The following is an 18,377-nucleotide window of genomic DNA, read 5'->3' on the forward strand; positions in this document are numbered from 1 at the left end:
CCTGCCGGCGTAGCCGAGAACCATCGACAGGCTCACGACACGAGCCCTGCCTGGGGCGAGGCTGGAAGCATGATCGAAACCGCACGATTCCTCGTCGTCTCAGACGAGTGGCTGCCTCGCGAGTGGATGCCGGGGGTGACGACGTCGGTCGCCGTGGTATCCGCCGTGGTCGCTGCCGTCGTCGCGATCCTGTTCATCTCGAGCCTGATCTCGATCCTCGCCGCGCCTCGCTACACCGGCGGGGGCAAGCTGCTGTGGATCATCGGGATCTTCGTCTTCCCGATCGCCGGCCCGCTCGTCTGGTGGCTCGGCGGCCGTAACGCTCGCATCCGCACCGATCGCTTGTGACCGCGACGGCGAGGCGCAGCTGATCAGACGATGGCGACGGCGTGACCCGAGACGGTGATGCCGCCCTCCACGGGGATGTCGACGGTCAGCTCCCCCGGCCTGCCGACATGGGCCCCCTGCTCGATGACCACGACCGCGGGAGCGTCGACGGCGCCGAGCGCGCGCAGATACGCGCCGAACGACGCGGCAGCCGAACCCGTCGCCGGGTCCTCCGTGATGCGGCCGACGGGGAACAGGTTGCGGGCCTGAAAGCGATCGGAAGCGGCGCGGAGAGCCACCGTGATGGTGGCGGGCCACCCTCGGTCGTCGAGCAGCGCACGAACCGCGTCGGGGTCGAACGAGAAGTCGTCGAAGGTCTTCTGCTCTGCCAGCACGATGACCGGATGCGTGTTGCCCGTGTTCGCGAGCCGCGGCGGCAGCTCGGGGTCGAGGTCGGCCCGCGTGAGGCCGAGCAGACCGAGAATCGCCTCGAGATCGGCGTCGTCGAGGTCGCGGACCGACGGCTCGATGCTGGTGAAGGACGCGCGGATGCCGTCGTCGTCGCGCGAGACCGCGATCGACACGACGCCGACGGGGGTATCGAAACGAACCGCACCGTCGGAGGCGACCTGGCCCCGCGCGGCGAGCGCGACCGCCGTGGCCACCGTCGCATGGCCGCAGAACGGAACCTCGGCGATGGGCGAGAAGTAGCGGACCGAGCGTGCACCGTCGGCGGTCGTGCCGGTGACGAAGGCCGTCTCGGCGTAGTCGACGTCGGCAGCGATGCGCTGCATGGCGCTGGCATCGAGTGCGCCGGCATCCAGGATCACGCCGGCGGGATTCCCACCTTCGGGTCGCGTGCTGAACGCGGTGTATCGCAAGACCTCGGGCGTACTCATCCGTTCAGGCTACGCCCGCGCGTCGGTGGCACGCCGAAGCCGCCGACGACGCGGCGACGCTCAGCGCTCGGGCGACGGGGCGAGCCGGTACAGCACCTGCGGACGGCCGCGTTTGCCGTAGCGATGCGAGAGATGGATGACGCCGGTGTCGACCAGGTGCGTCAGGTAGCGGTTCGCGGTAGCGCGAGAGATGCCGCAGGCCGCGGCCACCTCGGCTCCCGTGAGCGCGACGACCGGGTCGAGGGCGGCGACGACCTGCGCGAGCGTCGGCGCAGCGAGGCCCTTCGGCAGGCCGGCGTGGTCACCACCGCCCGTCATCCGTCCCTCCCCCCGGTGCGATCCGGATGCCGCGACCGGCGCGGTTCGGATGGTGCCGGTCGACAGCAGCCGGTCGATCTCGCCCTGAGCCAGAAGCGCGTCACGGTCGCCGCTGACGATCCGCTCGCGGTCGGCGGCATAGCGTTCGAGTCGCTCGCTCAGCGCGGCCTGCGTGAAGGGCTTGACGAGGTAGCCGACGACCCGCGCCGCGAGAGCCTGACGCACGGTGGTCTGATCCTGCGACGAGCTGATGACCAGCACGTCGGGTCCGTCGTCGCCGAGCGTGCGCAGCCGGTGGAGCACCTCGATGCCGCTGATGCCGGGCAGCCGCATATCGAGCAGGATCAGGTCGACCCCGGACCGGCTGTGCTCGAGAGCCGCCTCGCCGGTACCCGCGGTGGCGACGACGACGAATCCGGGGGTGTCGGAGACGAATCCCGCGTGGAGGGCGCGCGCACCGCGGTCGTCATCGACGACGAGGACCCGGATCGGTCCGGTCATCGCGCAGCCTCCAGCTCGAAGGCGAATCGCGCTCCCCCGAGTGCCGATCTCCCGACCTCGACCGAGCCCGATCGGGCCGTGACGATTCGGCGTACGACATCCAGTCCTAAGCCTCGACCGAGGCCCGTCGTGTCGGTCTTCGAGGAGTAACCGGGCGCGAAGATGCGGCGGGCGACGCGCGGCTCGACACCCGGGCCGTCGTCGTCGACCGAGCCCACGATGCGGGACCCCCGGCGGCCCAGCTCGCAGATCACATTCGCCGCGCCCGCCTCCGCCGCGTTGCGGCACAGGTTCGACACCACCGACACGACCCCCTCGTCGATGTCGTCATCGATGTCGAGGTCGAAGCGCACCCGAGCCCCGATCTCGTGCAGCTCGGCACGCACGGTGGGGATCATCGCGGCGAGCACGGGCTGGTCGTCGCGGGCCCCGTCGTCGCCGGTGCCGAGGGGGCGGCGCACGCTCGCGATGTCTTCGATGTATCCGCGAGCCTCGTCGGTGTCGCCGCGCGACAGGAGGCCGTGGATGACGTGCAGCCGTGTGCTGAACTCGTGCGACTGCTCGCGCAGCGCCGTCGCCGTCCGCCGCATCTGCGCGTGCTCCGCGGCGATGACATCCAGCCGGCGGAACCGGCGCTCGACCGCGGCGGTCAGGATCGAGCTCGCGAGCGTCGCGACGACGAGCGCACCGATCGCCCAGGGCAGCAGGGCGCCGACGGCCTCGTCGAGCTCGCCGGCGATCTGGGACTCGAGCACCCCCACAGCCACCATCCCGATGGGTGTTCCGTCCGAACCGCGCACCGGGACCTTCGCGCGCAGCGACGGCCCCGAGGCGCCGACCTCCGTGCCGACGAACGTCTCGCCCGCGAGCACGGAGGCGTTGGCGGTCTCGACCTGCACGCCGCGCTCGGACGCGAGGGGGTGGGTGATCCGGACACCCTCGTCGTCGGTGATGACGACGTAGTAGACGCCGGCCGCCTCGCCCACGAGCTCGGCGATCGGCTGCAGGATCGCGGTCGCCGGCGCGAGATCGGCCGCGTCGGCGAGCACGCTCGGCGACCCCGCGCTCATCGCTCCGGTCACGGCCTCGCGCACCTCCGGAAGGTCGGCGAGGCTCGACGCCACCTCGAGCACGCGTTCGGTCGTCGCCTCTCGGATCGTCCGTTCCTGCGCCGCGAGGGCTGTGGCCACCGTGGCCGACAACGCCGCGAGGGTCACCACCGACGGGAGCACGAGCAGCACGAGGCGCGCGGCAGACGCTCTCACCGTGAACGGCATCCTGTCCACTTCCTCGTGCGATCGGACGCTGTCGGGCCGTGCCCGTGCGCATCTATGAGAACAAATGCCGCCACGCTCGGGGGCGGCTCAGCGAAGTGCCATCCTAATTCGATCTCGCGGAGACGACGATGTCCGCGCGAATGGAGTGATCATGACGCATAGCGCGACAGACGCCGGCGCGCGCCCGGCGCACCGCGGCCGCACGCTCGCGGCCCGCATCATCGGGGGCGCCGTCGCGGCGGCGGCCATCACGACCGCTGCGGTCGGCTCGGTCACCTCGGCCGCCACCGGCCAGGAGATCAACGCCTCGATGACGATCATCGCCCCCGCGGCCGCCGGCGGCGGCTGGGACGGCGTGGCCCGCGAGCTGCAGCAGGCGCAGAAGGCCAACGGCCTCGTCAACAACGTGCAGGTGGTGAACATGCCGGGCGCGGGCGGGACGATCGCGCTCGGCAACGTCTCGGTGCTCGACGGCCAACCGGGCAACATGCTCGTCGGCGGCACCGGGCTGCTTGCGGCGACAATCCAGTTCGACTCAGCCGCCAAGCTCAGCGACGTGACTCCGCTCGCGGTCGTCGTCGAGGAGTACGACGTCATCGTCGTGCCGGCCGACTCGCCGTACGAGACTCTCGACGACCTCGTGAACGCCTGGCGCGAGAACCCGAAGTCGATTCCGTGGACGGGCGGCGGATCGTTCGATCAGCTCGTGGTCACCGACCTGGCCCTCGCCGCAGGCATCGACCCCGTCGACACGACCTACATCTCGTCCGACGGCGGTGGTGAGGCCATCCAGGCGCTCCTCAACGGCACCGCGAAAGCGGCCGCCGGCGGCTACCCCGACAACATCGATCAGATCGAGGCGGGCCGACTGCGGGCGCTCGCGCTCGTCGCGAAGGAACCGATCGACGGCATCGACATCCCCACCGCCGCTGAGCAGGGCTACGACATCTCGCTGTCGAACTGGCGCATGCTCGCGGCGCCCTCGGGGCTCGATGAGGCCGACGTGACCGCTCTGACCGAGCTCGTGCTCGACTCTGTCGCCACCCCGGAGTGGCAGGACGCGATCGAGCGCTACCGCTGGACCGAGCGGATCATCACCGGAGACGAGCTGACCGCCTTCCTCGACGACGAGGAAGAGCGCATCACGAACCTGTACGAGGAGATGGGACTATGACGTTCCCCCCGAACCCGACCGCGACCTCGGCCGTCGTCGGCGATCGCTTGCGGCTCGTCTCGGGCCCCGGCATCGCCGCCTTGCTCAAGGGGCTGACGATGCCGGTGATCATCGCCGCCTTCGCCACCTATCTGGTGGTGGGCATCTTCACGATGAAGGTGCCGGCCAACGCCGTGTTCCCCGGGCCGCAGTTCTTCCCCGCCATCATCGCCGGAGGCCTCTACATCTTCGCCGCGGCGCTCGTGGTCTCGGCGGTGAAGGAGATGCGCGAGACGAGCGCGGCACAGCCCGACATCGCAGCGGTCAGCGCCGACGTCATCGGCGGCGACGAAGCGGATGCCGAATCCGACGGCTCCGCTCCCGCCCGGGCCGTCCGGGTGGACGTGCGTTCGCTGCTGTGGGTCGTCCTGTCGTTCCTCGGCTTCGCCTTCCTGCTCGAGGTCCTGGGGTGGATCATCGCGGCAGGTCTCCTCTTCTGGTGCGTCGCGCGCGCCTTCGGCTCGACGAGGCATCTCGGCGGACTCGTCGTCGGGCTCACGGTGAGCTCGATCGCCTACATCGGTTTCGACATGGTGCTCGGGATGCCGCTCCCCTCCGGCATCCTCGGAGGGTTCTGACATGGATGTGCTTCAGCTTCTCGGCGAGGGCTTCGCCGGCGCACTGACCCCCGCCAACCTGCTCTGGGTGCTCGTGGGATGCCTCCTCGGCACGGCCGTCGGCGTTCTTCCCGGCCTCGGCTCCTCGATGGCGGTCGCCCTGCTGCTGCCGATCACGTTCTCGCTCGACCCGACGGCCGCCTTCATCATGTTCGCGGGCGTGTACTTCGGCGGCCTGTTCGGCGACTCGACCATGGGCATCCTCATGAACACGCCCGGCCAGGCCTCGGCGATCGCGTCGACCTTCGAGGGCCACAAGATGGCCTTGAACGGACGCGCGGCACAGGCACTCGCAACGGCAGCCATCGGCGCGTTCATCGGCGGCTTCGTGGCGTCGATCGTCGTGGTCTTCGTCGCTCCAGCCCTCGCGGACTTCTCGAGCAGGTTCGGCCCCGCCGAGTTCTTCGCGCTCGCCGTCTTCGCGTTCGCGGCCACGTCGTCGGTCGTCACCGACAACGTCGTCAAGGGCCTCACCGCTCTGTTCATCGGCCTCGGCATCGCCGTGATCGGCATCGACGGCGTGTCGGGCGCTCCGCGCTTCACGATGGACTCCCCCAACCTGTTCGACGGCATCTCCCTCGTCACGGTGACGGTCGCGATCCTCGCCCTCGGCGAGGTCATCTACGTCGCCTGCCTCGAACGGCATACCTCGAACAAAGCGCTCATCAAGCCGACGGGACGGCCGTGGCTCTCGCGTCGCGAGCTGAAAGAAGCCGCACCCGCCTGGGCACGCGGCACCGCGATCGGTCTGCCGTTCGGCGTCGTGCCCGCCGGCGGTTCGGAGATCCCGACCTTCCTCGCCTACGGCCTGGAGAAGCGACTCGACGCGCGGCGCAAGAACCCGCAGTTCGGCAAGGGCGCCATCCGTGGTCTCGCCGCTCCGGAAGCCGCCGGCAACTCCACGACGGGTATGGCGATGGGTGCGCTGCTCGCGCTCGGGCTGCCGATCTCGGCGACGGCCGCGATCATGCTGGCCGCCTTCCGCCAGTACGGCCTGCAGCCCGGCCCGCTGCTGTTCGACCGGGCGCCCGACCTCGTCTGGTCGCTGCTGGCGAGCTTCTTCATCGCGATGGTTGTGCTGCTCATCCTGAACCTCCCGTTCGCGATGCTGTGGGCGAAGCTGCTGCTGATCCCGCGCCCGTACCTCTACGCGGGGATCACGGTGTTCTGCGGCCTGGGCATCTACGCGACCTCGGGCTCGACGTTCGACCTGCTCATGCTGCTGGGCATCGGACTGCTCGGGTTCCTCATGCGCGCGCTCGACTTCCCGCTCGCGCCGCTGATCATCGGCATGGTGCTGGGGCCGCTGGCCGAGACGAGCCTGCGCGACGCGGCGATGAGCTCCAACGGCGACTTCTCCGTGCTCGTCCAGAGCCCGATCACGATCGTGCTCTACGCGCTCCTCGCGCTCGTGCTGATCGTCTCGGTGCGGGGCCGCGTCGTCGCCCGCAAGCGCGAGAAGCAGCTCGTGAAGAGCTGATCGAACACGGCACGGACGAGGGAAGGGCGGATGCCACAGCACGCGGCATCCGCCCTTCCCCGTCTTCCCGCCGATCAGGCCGAGGCGAGCAGCCGATCCGCCGTGCGCAGAGACAGCGCCATCTGCGTCAGTCCCGGATTCGCCGACAGCGCGCTCGGGAACGTCGAGTTGTCGCAGATCCACATGTTGGGGATGTCGTGAGACCGACCCTCCGGATCGACGACGCCGTCACCGGGATCGCTGCTCATGCGACACGTGCCCATCGTGTGGGCCGTCCGCGCGAGGACGCGCGTCTCGCGTGCGCCCGCAGCGTCAAGGATCCGCGTCATGATTCCCACGGCGTGGTCGTCGATCGCTTTCTCGTTCGGCCCGGGCGAGAAGCTGATCTCCGCGCGCGGGATGCCCCACTCGTCGGTCTCGTCCGAGAGGATCAGCCGGTTATCGTCGGACGGGAGGCACTCGCCGTTGATCCCGATGCCCGCGGAGAACTGCCAGGCGTCGAGGGCGTCCATGAGGTCCTGTCCCCAGAGCGAACCGCCGCGCACGAGCGATGTCGCGTACGTCAGCGGCATGACACCGAGACTCTGAATGAGGTAGCCGCCCGCGAAATCGACGCCCTCGGGCCGCACGAAGTCCTCCGTGATCGCCGCAGACGGATAGCCGCGGTAGCCCCGGACGCTCTCGTCGAACCGGCCCCACACCTGCACGGCGCCATGGGCGAGGAAGTTCCGCCCCACTTGTCCGCTCGAGTTCGCGATCCCGGTGTTCAGCAGGAGCCGCGGCGTCTCGATGCCCCCGCCCGCGAGAACCAGAGCAGCGCAGCGCTGCCGGTACTCGACGCCCTCGTGCAGGTAGACGACGCCCGTCACGCGGCCCGCGGCATCCTGCTCGGTGCGGTGCACCATCGAGTCCGGCCGGATCTCGGCTCCGTGAGCGACCGCGACGGGCAGATAGGTGATGGCTGTCGTCGCCTTGTACCCGAATCGGTCGCCCTGATGGATGCCGCCGACGTCGATGCTCGCTTTACGCAGGCCGTAGTGCGGCTGGTCGCGATCGCTGGTGATGATGGCGGCCGGAGCGTCCGTCGCGGTGATCCCCAGACGCTCGCAGCCCTGCAGCACGAGATCGGCCGGCGCGTTACGGCGGGTCGGACCGTCGAGGTATTCGCGCTGCGGATCCCACGGGTAGGGAGTCGGACCGCTGACGCCGATGACCCGCTCGACCTCGACGATGTACCGGATGAGTTCGTCGTAGTCCACCGGCCAGTCGTGGCCCTGCCCCGTCTCGCTGTGCAACGAGAGGTCGCGGCGGTCCGGGCGCGGGGTGAACGCACCCCAGTGCAGCGTCCCACCGCCGACGCCCCAGCCGCTGTTGTTCGGGCCGAAGGCTGTGGGGGTGTCGCCGCCGCTGAACCGGTCGGACATCCAGTTGATGCGCGTCGCCTCGCGCTCATCGGGGGTGAACTCGTCCATCTCGAGGTTCGGTCCGGCCTCCAGCGCGACGACCCGCAGTCCGCGCTCGGCGAGCCTGCTGAGCAACGGCCCGCCGCCGGCTCCGGTCCCGACGACGACGACATCCACGACCTCGTCGAGGTCGTATCGGCGCATTCCGGAGAGGTTCATGCGGTGCGTCCTTTCACGGCGCCGAGGCGTCCGAGCTCTTCGGGTTCCCATTCCTCGCGCTCGCCCGCGGCCAGCACGAGGTAGCCGGCGGGTTCCGGCCCGGTTCCGCCGGTCGCGAAGCCGGTGTAGCCGACACGTGCGAGCGACGCCGGGTGCGACAGCCAGACGCGGGCGAGGTCGTTACGGGCGTCCTCGAACCACAGGCTCAGCTGATCGGGGGTGAGGACCGTGCCGGAGGGGGCTTCACCCTCGATCACCTGACGGATGACGGCATCCTGGGCGGCAGGTCCGCGCATCCAGATGGCGGCCAGTGCATCGAGTCCGGCCCGGTATGCCTCGGCATCGGTCGACATGCCGGTGGGACGCCAGCCGTCGCTCTCCCCCGCTTCGATCATGCGGTCGAGGCGGGCAGCGAGATCGATCGTCGCTCCTGCGCCCTGTGGGATGATGCGGCGCGCAACGTCGCGCAGGAGCGCCAGCTGCGCGGGAGTGAGGGCCGTCGGACGGTAGGCCGGATCGTCGACGAGCGCACGTCGGGCGAGGGTGGCGCGCACGGCGGCATCCGTCCGTGACGACGCGATGACCTGCGCCCACGCCTCGGGAACGCGCGGCCCCCACGCGGCGATGTCGGCCGCGAGGTCGCGCACCGACGCCGCGACGTCCTCCGTCACGAGGGTCGCGGGCACCTCGTGCTCGCGGATGCCGTCGGGGATCACCGCCCCCTCGACCACGAGCCCGGCGAGACCGAAGACGCCGAGCGCGCCGTCGAGAATCCGCTCGACGAGATACTCCGCGAGCCCGTGATCGTCGTGGCCGGCCACGAGGATCCACGGCGTGGTGATCTCGGCAGCGGCGATGGCCTCGATCAGAGCGTCGGCGCCGAGCGCCGGGTCGACCGTGATCTGCCGGAACGCGCCGACGGAATCGTCCGATGCGTCGTTGAGCTGCGGTACGTCCCCGCGAAGCGAGACGACCGCGAAGGGGGTGTCGCTCACGGGGTGACCATGCCCCCGTTGACGTTGAGGGTCTCGCCGGAGACGTAGCTCGACTCGGCAGAGGCGAGGAAGACGAAGGCGGGAGCGATCTCGGCGGGCTGGCCGGCGCGCTGGTAGGTGCTCTCGTCGTCGAAGGCCTGCATCTGGTCGTCCGAGACGCCGTCGCTCACTTGGAGCGCCGACCACGTCGGACCGGGCGCGACGACGTTGACCCGGATGCCGCGGGGCGCGAGCTGCTGTGCAAGCCCCTTCGAGAGATTGTTGATCGCGGCCTTCGTCGCGGCATAGTCGACCCGGTCGGGTGCCGGCTTGTACGCCTCCAGCGAGGCGGTGTTGATGATCGAGGCGCCCGCCGGGAGGTGGGGCAGAGCCGCCTTCGTGATCCAGAAGTTCGCGAAGACGTTCGTGTGGAAGGTCGCGGCGAACTGCTCGTCGGTCAAATCTTCGAGCCGTTCGACCGCGACCTGCTTTCCCGCATTGTTGACCAGGATGTCGATGCCCCCGAGGAAGTCGGCGGCTTCCGCGACGAGCGCATGGCACGCCTCGGCCGTCGAGATGTCAGCGGCGATGGCATGCCCGCGCACGCCGGCGTCGGCGATGAGGCCGAGGATGCGGTCGGCGTCGCGCTGCTCGGCGGGCAGGTGGACGATCACGACGTCGGCCCCCTCCCGGGCGAAGGCGATCGCGGTGGCGCCGCCGATGCCGGAGTCTCCGCCGGTGATCAGGGCCTTGCGACCGAACAGGCGCCCCGAACCGCGGTACGTCTGCTCGCCGAGGTCGGGAACCGGCTGCATGTCGGCCTGGATGCCCGGCTCGGGCTGGTGCTGGACGGGCGGCTCGACCCGGTCGTATCGGGTCACCGGGTTGTCGAAGGTGTACTGATCGCTGTGCTCCACAGGCTCACGGTAGGTCTCGGCCGAAACTCGGCGCGAACGCTTGCCAAAAGTCAAGGGAGGGGCGTAAAGCGGATCACCGGCCGACGCCCTGCGGACCCGCCCGCCGCTGTCAGGACTGCGGCGACCCTGTGACGAGCGCGATCGCCGTGCCGACAGCGTCCGCCGCACCGGCGGCATCCACGCGCGCGAGGGCGAAGGCCGACACGACCAACCCCGTGCACGCGTCCGCCAGGGTCGCGACCTGAGCACCGTCGAGGTCGGAGCGGCGGGCGGCGACACCGCGACCGAAGGCTGAGCGCAATTCGGATCGGTACCCGGCGATCACGTGCGCGACGGCTTCGTCGCGCCCGATGGGCGCCGCTGCCGTGTTCACGAGCAGGCACCCGCTCGACGCCGGAAGCGAAGCGGGCTGCTTGAGGGCGGTTCGCAGGCCGAGGAGGTACTCCTCCAGGGCGCCCGGGGCGACCTCATCGACGGTCAGAGGCGACAGTCGGGGCCGGATGATCTCGTCGAGGTAGCTCTCGACCGCGGCGTCGAAAAGGCCGCGCTTGGAGCCGAATGCGTGATAGATGCTCGATCGGTTCAGGCCGGTGACGCGCTCGAGCTCGGGCAACGGCGCGCCTTCGTAGCCCTGCTCCCAGAAGACGCTCCGCGCCGCGCGAACGACGTCGTCGCGGTCGTAGCTCGGCGTTCGGCCCATGCGCCGCGCCCCCTTTTGTGTATCGGTCAGTTCAGTATATATTGAACCAAGCGATACAGAAACTGCGGTGTCCACCGCCGGAAGGGAACAGCTCATGATCATCGTCGGTCTTGCGCTCGCGGGCCTCGCAGCGCTCATCCACGTTTTCATCTTCTACCTCGAGTCCATCGCCTGGACGAGCGAGCGGGCCCGCAAGACGTTCGGCACCGGAACGGTCGCGCAGGCCGAGACGCAGAAGGCCCTCGCCTTCAACCAGGGCTTCTACAACCTCTTCCTCGCGATCACGGTGTTCATCGGCATCGCATTCGTCATCGCCGGGAACGTCCCGGTCGGCGCGGCCCTCGTCTTCACCGGAGCAGGTTCCATGGTCGCGGCCAGCCTCGTGCTCATCCTCTCCGACCGCTCCAAGGCCTCCGCCGCCCTGAAGCAGGGCGTGATCCCCGCTCTCGGCGTCATCGCACTCGCGCTCGGCCTCGCGATCTGACCCGGCGCCCATCCGCGCCGCCCTCTCGTCCGCGACTCCGACCGAGCCCGCGGCATCCGTCACCGACCCCTCACGAAGGAGAAACATGACCCACGGAACCAGCACGCAGATCCGTCTGGCTCGCCGCCCTCAGGGCTGGCCGACGCCCGACGACTTCTCGATCGGGCGCGTCGAGCTGAGCGAGCCCGCTCCGGGCGAGGTGCGCGTGGCGAACGAGTTCGTCTCCGTCGACCCGTACATGCGCGGGCGCATGAACGATGTCCGCAGCTACGTCCCGCCGTACGCCCTCGGCGACGTGATCGCCGGGGGCGCGATCGGCCGCGTCGTGGCGAGCGCCTCGGACGATCTGCCCGTGGGCACGGTCGTGCTGCACCAGCACGGGTGGTCGGATGTCGTCCAGGCCGACGCCTCGACGTTCCGTGCCGTCCCCGAGGTGCCGGGCCTGCCGCTGTCGGTGCGCCTGCACATCCTCGGGATGACGGGCCTGACCGCCTACGTCGGCCTCACCGCCATCGCGCACATGAAGCCGGGCGACACTGTTTTCGTCTCGGGTGCAGCCGGAGCCGTCGGCACCGCCGTCGGTCAGATCGCCAAGCTGCTCGGAGCGGGCCGGGTCATCGGCTCGGCCGGCTCTGCGGAGAAGGTCGCGCTGCTCACCGAGAAGTACGGCTACGACGCAGCCTTCAACTATAAGGACGCGCCCGTCCGCGAGCAGCTCGCCGCGCACGCCCCCGACGGCGTCGACGTGTTCTTCGACAACGTGGGCGGCGACCACCTCGAGGCCGCGCTCGACGTCATGAACACCGGCGGTCGTATGGCGCTCTGCGGCGCGATCACCGGGTACAACACCACCGAGAAGACGCCGGGGCCCGACAACATGGCCAACATGATCACCCGTGGTCTCACCGCGACCGGCTTCACGCTCGCCGCCTACCTGCACCTCGCGCCGGAGTTCACCGAGAAGATGACCGCCTGGTTCGCCGAGGGGAAGATCGCCTACGACGAGACCATCGTCGACGGCATCGAGAACACCGTCGACGCCTTCCTGGCGATGATGCGCGGGGCCAACACCGGCAAGATGCTCGTGCGGACCTCCGCGCGGTAAGCCCTGAGCCGACCGAAAAGGCGGTGACGCTCCGCGCGTCACCGCCTTTCGCGTCGGCTCGGCGACGGAAGAGGTCATCACTCCCGCAGGTGCAGGCTGCCGTCTCGCCAGTCGGCGGAGCGGAGGTCATCGATCCGAGCGTCGACGACGGCGGAACCCAGGTGGTCCCCCACGCCGACGACCCATCCCGCTCCGGCGGCGCGAGCCGAACGCACGCCGGCCTCGGCATCCTCGAACACGACGCATCGCGCGATGTCGACGCCGAGCAGGGCGGCGCCGGCGAGGTAGGGCTCAGGGTCGGGCTTGCCGTGACCGACGTCCTCCGCCGACACGAGCGCGGACGGGACGGGATGCCCCGCGGCCGCGAGTCGCCGGTGCGCCAGCTCGCGCGTGGCCGAGGTCACGACGGCCCACGACCCCGACGGGATACGTGAGGTGAGGGCGACCGAGCCGGCGATCGGCGCCGTCAGTGCGGCGGATGCGACCTCCGCCTCCTCGAGAGCGGCGACGGCCTCGTCGCGCAGCCCTGCCGCCACGAGCGTCGCGACGGTGTCGGCGGCGCGCACCCCGTGCTCGATCTGCGTGCGGAAGTCGAAGCCCGGGGCGTACCGCCTCGCCCAGGCGTCCCATGCGATGGCGGCGGCCTCGAGGGAGTCGACGAGCACGCCGTCGCAGTCGAACAGCACGGCGCGCGGGGTGATGGTGGTCACAGGATGCTCCAAGGAGGACGATGCCCGCCGGGGCGGACCCCGGCGGGCATCGGTTCGGTTCAGCGGGACGTGGCTGCGGGGGCCGGGCTCGCGTCGGCCTCGGCTTCCGCCACCTTGCGCCGGTCGCGACCGCGCAGGGCGAAGGTCGTGCCGTAAAGCGCGACGAGGACGACGGCGAGCGCGACGATGACGGCGATCTGGCCGCCGGCACCGGAGACTCCGCCGAGGATCAGGCCGAAGACGCCGTAGTCCGAGTCGGAGAAGGTCGAGTTCGAGAACCCGATGTCACCGAGGACCGGCAGCAGGAACAGCGGCAGGAAGGTGATCGCCACACCGTTGGCGAAGGCTCCGAGGACGGCGCCCCGGCGGCCGCCGACGGCGTTGCCGATGACGCCCGAGGCGGCACCCGTCATGAAGTGCGCCACGACGCCGGGGATGATGATCGCTGTGCCGAGCGCGGCCATCCCGAGCATGCCGACGATGCCGCCGACGAAGCTCGCGAGGAACCCGATGAGCACCGCGTTCGGGGCGAAGGGGAAGACGATCGGCACGTCGAGCGCGGGCTTGGCGTTCTTCACGAGCTTCTCGGAGATGCCCTTGAAGGCGGGCACGATCTCGGCGAGCACGACGCGCACGCCGGCGAGGATGATGAAGACGCCGGCCGAGAACGTCGCGGCCTGCAGAGCGAGGAAGACGATGAAGTTCTGTCCGTTCGACAGCTCCCCCTCGATGTACGCGGCTCCCGCGAACAGTCCGACGATGATGTAGATCACGGCCATCGAGAGCGCGACGATCACGGTCGTGTCGCGGAGGAAGCCGAGCCCGCTGGGGAATGAGATCTCCTCGGTCGACTTCGAGCGGCCCTTGCCCCGAGTGATCAGGGCGACGAGACCGCTGAGGGCGACGCCGGCGCCGCCGGTGTGCCCGAGGGCGACGTCGTCGCTGCCGGTCACGCGGCGCATGAACGGCTGGACGAGAGCAGGCGAGACCACCATGTAGATGCCCTGCGCGATCGAGCCCCAGAGCACGACAGCCCACGGCTCGAAGCCGGCGACACCGAGGATGACGGCGAACATGGCCGCGATGTAGAACGCGACGTGACCCGACAGGTAGATGTACTTGAAGCGCGTGGTCGCCGCCAGCACGATGTTGACGATCATGCCGAAGAAGAAGATGAGCGCGGCGGCGGAGCCGTAGTCGAGCAGCACCTGCGCGACGATCGCCTCGTTGTTGGGGACGACGCCCTGCACGTTGAACGCGTGCTGGAACATCGCGCCGAACGGATCGAGCGAGCCGACCACGACGCCGGCGCCGGCGGCCAGCACGAGGAAGCCGACCAGGGTGCGGATCGTGCCCTTGAGGACGTCGCTGAACGACTTCCCCTGCACAGCGAGACCGATCAGGGCGATGAGCGCGACGATGACCGCCGGCTGAGTGAAGATGTCGAGCAGGACATCGATGACAGCATCCATCGCGGATGCTCCTTTCGTCGGTGAAAGCGTCGGGTGGAGGGAGGGTCGGGTCAGGAGTGCCGCTTGACGGCCTCGTCGACCTTCGTCCGGAGCTCCGCGAGGTCGATGATGCTGTCGAGAGCGACGACGTCGTCGCCGAGGCCGCTCGCGGCCTCCGCGATGTCGCGGCCGACGAAGATGGTGTCGGCGTCGCCCCGGGCGACCGAGCCGAGGTCGGCGTGATCGACGGTGATGCCGGAGACTCCCAGCTCCTTCAGCACCTTCTCGATGTTCATGTGCACCATGAAGCTGCTGCCGAGGCCGGAACTGCAGACGGCGAGGAACTTGGTCATTGGGTGACTCCTGTCATGAGGGCCGCGCGGACGTCGGCGGTGGTTCGGGCGGAAAGCAGAACCGCACGGGCGCGGTCGTCGCTGAGCAGTCGGGCGAGCTCCGACATCGTCGAGAGATGCGACTCGGTGTCGGTCGCCGCCAGGCAGAAGAAGAGGGTGATGGGGTGGGCCTCTTCGTCGTTGAGCAGGACGGCGGGGTCGACCCAGAGCGCGGAGAGTCCCGTGCGCACGACACCCTTCTCGGGGCGGGTGTGGGCCAGCGCGATACCGAACCCGAGATCGATGTAGGTGCCGCCGGCGGCGGTCGACTCGATCATCGCGTCGATGTACGACCGCGTGATGGAGCCGTCGTCGAGAAGCGGTCGGCTGACCGTCTCGATGGCCGCGCGCCATCCGTCGAGGTCGGTCGCGAACTGGATGCGGTCGTCGCTGAGCTGTTCGATGAGCATGGGGGTCCTTCCGGTCAGACGCCGGGCCGAGGGCCGTGGAGCGTGAGGGAGATCTCGCTGTTCTCCGGAGCGTGGCGTGCCGTGCCGAAGGCGACCGGCGTGCCGTCGGCGTCGAACACGAGGGAATCGATGGTGAGCAGCCGCAGGCCGGCGCTCACCCCGAGGTTCAGCGCCACGTCCGGCGCTGCCTCGTCGACGCGCACCGTCATGTCGTTGCGGACGAGGCTGACTCCGTACTGCTCCTGCAGGAAGGCGTACAGCGACTGGTCCGAGAAGTCACCGGTGTACACCCCGGGGTACCGGGCGTGCGGAACCCACGTGAACACGTGCTGGTGGAGCTGGCCGTTGACGTAGCGCAGACGGACGAGCTCGACCACGCCCTCCCCCTCCTCGAGTTCGAGGAGGCGGGCCACCTGCGCACCGGCGGGCACGAGCTCCTGACGGAGCACGCGGGTCGTGACGACGTTGCCCGCGCTCGTCTGCTGACGGTGGAACCCGGTGACGACGTCGGCGAAGTGCTCCGGGTAGTGATCGCCCGCAACCGGCTCGGTGACGAACGTGCCGCGGCCGTGCTCGCGAGCGAGCCATCCGTCCTGCACGAGCCCGTCGACGGCCTTGCGCAGGGTGATGCGGCTCACCTCGAACTCCTCGCACAGCTCGGGCTCGGACGGCAGCCGGTCGCCGACGGCCATCTCGCGGATGCGTCGCAGGAGTTCGTCGTGGACGGTCCGGTACTTCGCGGTTCCGGCTGCTGTCACCATCGGTCGCCTCCTTGCTGACTCGCGTCATCATGACGTCATGACTAATCCGAGGTCGATCATGCCCGAAACCCGACTTTTCTGCAAGATTGCGTCACAGGGTCATTATGACATCATGATGACTATGGAGAACTTGATCTCGACGCCCGCCGCACCGGCCACCGTCCCGGATACCACCGAAGCCACCGAGCACGACGTCGTCGTCGCCGCCCGCCTGCTCGCTGCGGATGCTGTGGAGGCCGCTCGCTCCGGACACCCGGGCACCGCGATCGCCCTCGCGCCGATCGCGACCGCGCTCTTCCAGCGGCACATCGAGCACGACCCCGCCGACCCGCAGTGGCAGGGTCGTGACCGCTTCGTGCTGTCGTGCGGGCATGCGAGCATCCTGCTGTACACGCAGCTCTTCCTCACCGGGTACGACGTCACGATCGATGACCTCCGCGCCTTCCGCACGCTCGGCTCGCGCACTCCCGGCCACCCCGAACTCGGACACACCGCCGGGGTCGAGACGACGACCGGGCCGCTCGGACAGGGCCTCGCCACCGCCGTCGGCATGGCCATGGGGATGCTGCACGAGCGGGCGACCTTCGACCCCGACGCCCCGCGGGGCGCATCGCCCTTCGACCGGCACGTGTGGGTCCTCGCCTCCGATGGCGACCTGCAGGAGGGCATCTCGTACGAAGCCGGGGCCCTCGCGGGCCGTCATGGACTCGACAACCTCACCGTGGTGTACGACGACAACGACATCCAGATCGAGGGCGACACGCGTCTGACGTCGTCGGAGGACGTGGGCGCCCGCTTCCGCGCCCAGGGGTGGCACGTCGAACGGATCGAGCTGGCCGCAAGCGGCGACGTCGACGTCGACGAGCTCGACCGCGTCCTGGGCGCTCCGAACCCCATCGGCAAGCCGCGCCTGGTCATCCTGAAGTCGCAGATCGCGTACCCCTCGCCCGGAGCCCTCAACACCGCGGCATCCCACGGCGCTCCGCTGGGGGCCGCCGAGATCGAACTGCTGCGCGACGCGCTCGGCACGCAGGCTGCGCCCTTCGACGTGAGCGAGGCGGTCCTGCGCCGTTCGCGCGTCGCTCGAGCGCGCGGTGCGCGTCTGCACGCGCAATGGGACGAGGCGTTCGCACGGTGGCAGGCATCGGATGCCGCTCGAGCCGACGCGCACGCCACGTTCCGGGCACGCCGTCTGCCCGATGATCTCGGCGCGCGACTCCCCCGCTTCGACCCCGGCACGGAGGTGTCGACGCGCGACGCCTCCGGTGCCGCCATCCAGGCCCTCGCGCAGGCGCTGCCCGCGATGTGGGGCGGATCGGCCGATCTCGCCGAGCCCAACCGCACCGAGATCCACGCGGGCGGATCGTTCCTGCCCGAGGAGACGGGCCTGGGAACGCGAGCGGGCCGCAACATCCACTGGGGCGTCCGCGAGCACGCGATGGGTGCCGCGATGAACGGCATCGCCCTCGCCGGCGGTTGGCGCGTCTTCGCCGGCACATTCCTGGTGTTCAGCGACTACCAGCGCCCCGCGATCCGCTTGTCGGCGCTCATGGGACTTCCGGTGACGTACCTGTGGTCGCACGATTCGGTCGCGCTGGGTCAGGACGGTCCCACCCACCAGCCGATCGAGCACCTGGCGAGCCTGCGCGCGATGCCCGGCTTCTCCGTGGTCCGCCCAGCCGACGCGAACGAGACCGTAGCGGCATGGCAGGCGATCGTCGAGGCGGACTCCCCCGCCGGGCTCGTGCTGGGCCGGCAGGGCGTGCCGGTGCTCGACATCCCGATCGATGACGTGCACGCCGGGGTCCGCCGCGGCGGCTACGTCGTGCGCGACGCCGCGGATGCGGACGCCGTCATCATCGCGACCGGGAGCGAGGTCGCCCTCGCTCTCTCGGCCGCCGAGACGGCCGCAGCATCCGGGCTCGCGGTCCGGGTCGTGTCGATGCCGAGCCGTGAGTGGTTCCTGAGTCAGGACGCGGCGTACCGCGACGCGGTCCTGCCGCCGTCGCTCCACGCGCGAGTCGCGGTCGAGGCGGCGTCGCCGTTCGGCTGGCACGAGATCGTGGGCTCGACGGGCGCCGTGGTCGGCATCGACGAGTTCGGCCTCTCCGCTCCCGCGGCAGACGCTCTGCGCGAGCGCGGCATGACGGAGGAGCGCGTTCTCGAGGCCCTCCGCTCGGTCACCGCACGGAGCTGATCGACCTCATCCCTCGACCCGA

19 protein-coding genes are annotated in these 18,377 nt (G+C 70.0%); 7 read left to right on the plus strand and 12 right to left on the minus strand.

Features of this window, described 5'->3' with window-relative positions:
- The first annotated feature begins 69 nt into the window (after positions 1–69).
- The gene (locus ACI2K6_RS11600; protein ID WP_404568687.1) at positions 70–348 is read left to right on the plus strand and encodes a PLDc N-terminal domain-containing protein; all 279 of its coding nucleotides are present in this window, start codon (positions 70–72) and stop codon (positions 346–348) included.
- A 23-nt stretch (positions 349–371) separates the two neighbouring features.
- On the opposite strand, the gene ACI2K6_RS11605 is transcribed toward ACI2K6_RS11600, so the two are convergent.
- The 3 genes from ACI2K6_RS11605 to ACI2K6_RS11615 are packed head-to-tail and all read right to left on the minus strand — an operon-like array spanning position 372 to position 3,310.
- Positions 372–1,226 (minus strand): PhzF family phenazine biosynthesis protein, encoded by an 855-nt coding sequence (locus ACI2K6_RS11605; protein ID WP_274178699.1) that lies wholly within the window; start codon positions 1,224–1,226, stop codon positions 372–374.
- Between the two features lie 60 nt (positions 1,227–1,286).
- Positions 1,287–2,045 carry a response regulator gene (locus tag ACI2K6_RS11610; RefSeq protein WP_112617160.1) on the minus strand — a complete coding sequence of 253 codons (759 nt, stop codon included), beginning with the start codon at positions 2,043–2,045 and terminating at the stop codon, positions 1,287–1,289.
- Positions 2,042–3,310: an ATP-binding protein gene (locus ACI2K6_RS11615; protein ID WP_274178700.1), complete on the minus strand. Its 1,269-nt coding sequence runs from the start codon at positions 3,308–3,310 to the stop codon at positions 2,042–2,044. The genes ACI2K6_RS11610 and ACI2K6_RS11615 overlap by 4 nt, the downstream gene beginning before the upstream one ends.
- Positions 3,311–3,473: 163 nt before the next feature.
- Between ACI2K6_RS11615 and ACI2K6_RS11620 the strand changes: the two genes are divergently transcribed.
- From ACI2K6_RS11620 to ACI2K6_RS11630, 3 genes are read left to right on the plus strand one after another with little or no spacing between them, the layout of a single operon-like run.
- Positions 3,474–4,496: a tripartite tricarboxylate transporter substrate binding protein gene (locus tag ACI2K6_RS11620; protein WP_274178701.1), complete on the plus strand. Its 1,023-nt coding sequence runs from the start codon at positions 3,474–3,476 to the stop codon at positions 4,494–4,496.
- Positions 4,493–5,113, plus strand: coding sequence for a tripartite tricarboxylate transporter TctB family protein (locus ACI2K6_RS11625; protein WP_274178702.1), 621 nt, complete (start codon positions 4,493–4,495; stop codon positions 5,111–5,113). Before ACI2K6_RS11620 ends, ACI2K6_RS11625 begins: the two co-directional genes overlap by 4 nt.
- A 1-nt stretch (position 5,114) precedes the next feature.
- Entirely contained in the window at positions 5,115–6,632 is a 1,518-nt protein-coding gene (locus ACI2K6_RS11630) for a tripartite tricarboxylate transporter permease (RefSeq protein ID WP_274178703.1), read from the plus strand.
- A gap of 74 nt (positions 6,633–6,706) precedes the next feature.
- Here the strand turns inward: ACI2K6_RS11630 and ACI2K6_RS11635 are convergent, their stop codons facing one another.
- The 4 genes from ACI2K6_RS11635 to ACI2K6_RS11650 form a co-directional block, all read right to left on the minus strand.
- Positions 6,707–8,254: a GMC family oxidoreductase gene (locus tag ACI2K6_RS11635; RefSeq protein WP_404568688.1), complete on the minus strand. Its 1,548-nt coding sequence runs from the start codon at positions 8,252–8,254 to the stop codon at positions 6,707–6,709.
- The gene (locus tag ACI2K6_RS11640) at positions 8,251–9,249 is read right to left on the minus strand and encodes a hypothetical protein (protein ID WP_404568689.1); all 999 of its coding nucleotides are present in this window, start codon (positions 9,247–9,249) and stop codon (positions 8,251–8,253) included. The genes ACI2K6_RS11635 and ACI2K6_RS11640 overlap by 4 nt, the downstream gene beginning before the upstream one ends.
- Positions 9,246–10,145, minus strand: a complete 900-nt coding sequence (locus ACI2K6_RS11645; protein WP_404568690.1) for an SDR family oxidoreductase — start codon at positions 10,143–10,145, stop codon at positions 9,246–9,248. Before ACI2K6_RS11645 ends, ACI2K6_RS11640 begins: the two co-directional genes overlap by 4 nt.
- A 109-nt stretch (positions 10,146–10,254) precedes the next feature.
- Positions 10,255–10,845, minus strand: coding sequence for a TetR/AcrR family transcriptional regulator (locus tag ACI2K6_RS11650; protein WP_404568691.1), 591 nt, complete (start codon positions 10,843–10,845; stop codon positions 10,255–10,257).
- 94 nt (positions 10,846–10,939) lie between these two features.
- On the opposite strand from ACI2K6_RS11650, the gene ACI2K6_RS11655 reads away from it, so the two are divergent.
- Both ACI2K6_RS11655 and ACI2K6_RS11660 read left to right on the plus strand, forming a co-directional pair.
- Positions 10,940–11,329 carry a DUF1304 domain-containing protein gene (locus ACI2K6_RS11655; protein ID WP_274179031.1) on the plus strand — a complete coding sequence of 130 codons (390 nt, stop codon included), beginning with the start codon at positions 10,940–10,942 and terminating at the stop codon, positions 11,327–11,329.
- A gap of 85 nt (positions 11,330–11,414) precedes the next feature.
- A complete protein-coding gene (locus tag ACI2K6_RS11660; RefSeq protein ID WP_274178708.1) occupies positions 11,415–12,434 on the plus strand; it encodes an NADP-dependent oxidoreductase in 1,020 nt (339 codons plus the stop codon).
- Between the two features lie 77 nt (positions 12,435–12,511).
- On the opposite strand, the gene ACI2K6_RS11665 is transcribed toward ACI2K6_RS11660, so the two are convergent.
- Genes ACI2K6_RS11665 through ACI2K6_RS11685 form a run of 5 tightly spaced genes read right to left on the minus strand, consistent with a single transcriptional unit; the run spans position 12,512 to position 16,158 of the window.
- Positions 12,512–13,144: an HAD-IA family hydrolase gene (locus ACI2K6_RS11665; RefSeq protein ID WP_404568692.1), complete on the minus strand. Its 633-nt coding sequence runs from the start codon at positions 13,142–13,144 to the stop codon at positions 12,512–12,514.
- Between the two features lie 59 nt (positions 13,145–13,203).
- Positions 13,204–14,616, minus strand: coding sequence for a PTS ascorbate transporter subunit IIC (locus ACI2K6_RS11670; RefSeq protein ID WP_404568693.1), 1,413 nt, complete (start codon positions 14,614–14,616; stop codon positions 13,204–13,206).
- 50 nt (positions 14,617–14,666) lie between these two features.
- Positions 14,667–14,948 (minus strand): PTS sugar transporter subunit IIB, encoded by a 282-nt coding sequence (locus tag ACI2K6_RS11675; RefSeq protein ID WP_023954969.1) that lies wholly within the window; start codon positions 14,946–14,948, stop codon positions 14,667–14,669.
- Entirely contained in the window at positions 14,945–15,397 is a 453-nt protein-coding gene (locus tag ACI2K6_RS11680) for a PTS sugar transporter subunit IIA (protein WP_404568694.1), read from the minus strand. The genes ACI2K6_RS11675 and ACI2K6_RS11680 overlap by 4 nt, the downstream gene beginning before the upstream one ends.
- A gap of 14 nt (positions 15,398–15,411) precedes the next feature.
- Positions 15,412–16,158, minus strand: a complete 747-nt coding sequence (locus ACI2K6_RS11685; protein WP_112617172.1) for a GntR family transcriptional regulator — start codon at positions 16,156–16,158, stop codon at positions 15,412–15,414.
- Between the two features lie 121 nt (positions 16,159–16,279).
- On the opposite strand from ACI2K6_RS11685, the gene tkt reads away from it, so the two are divergent.
- Entirely contained in the window at positions 16,280–18,355 is a 2,076-nt protein-coding gene (gene tkt / locus ACI2K6_RS11690) for a transketolase (protein WP_404568695.1), read from the plus strand.
- Positions 18,356–18,377 lie beyond the last annotated feature (22 nt).

The sequence above is a fragment of the Microbacterium sp. NPDC006705 genome (genome assembly GCF_044903545.1).
Taxonomy (GTDB): Bacteria; Actinomycetota; Actinomycetes; order Actinomycetales; family Microbacteriaceae; genus Microbacterium; species Microbacterium plantarum.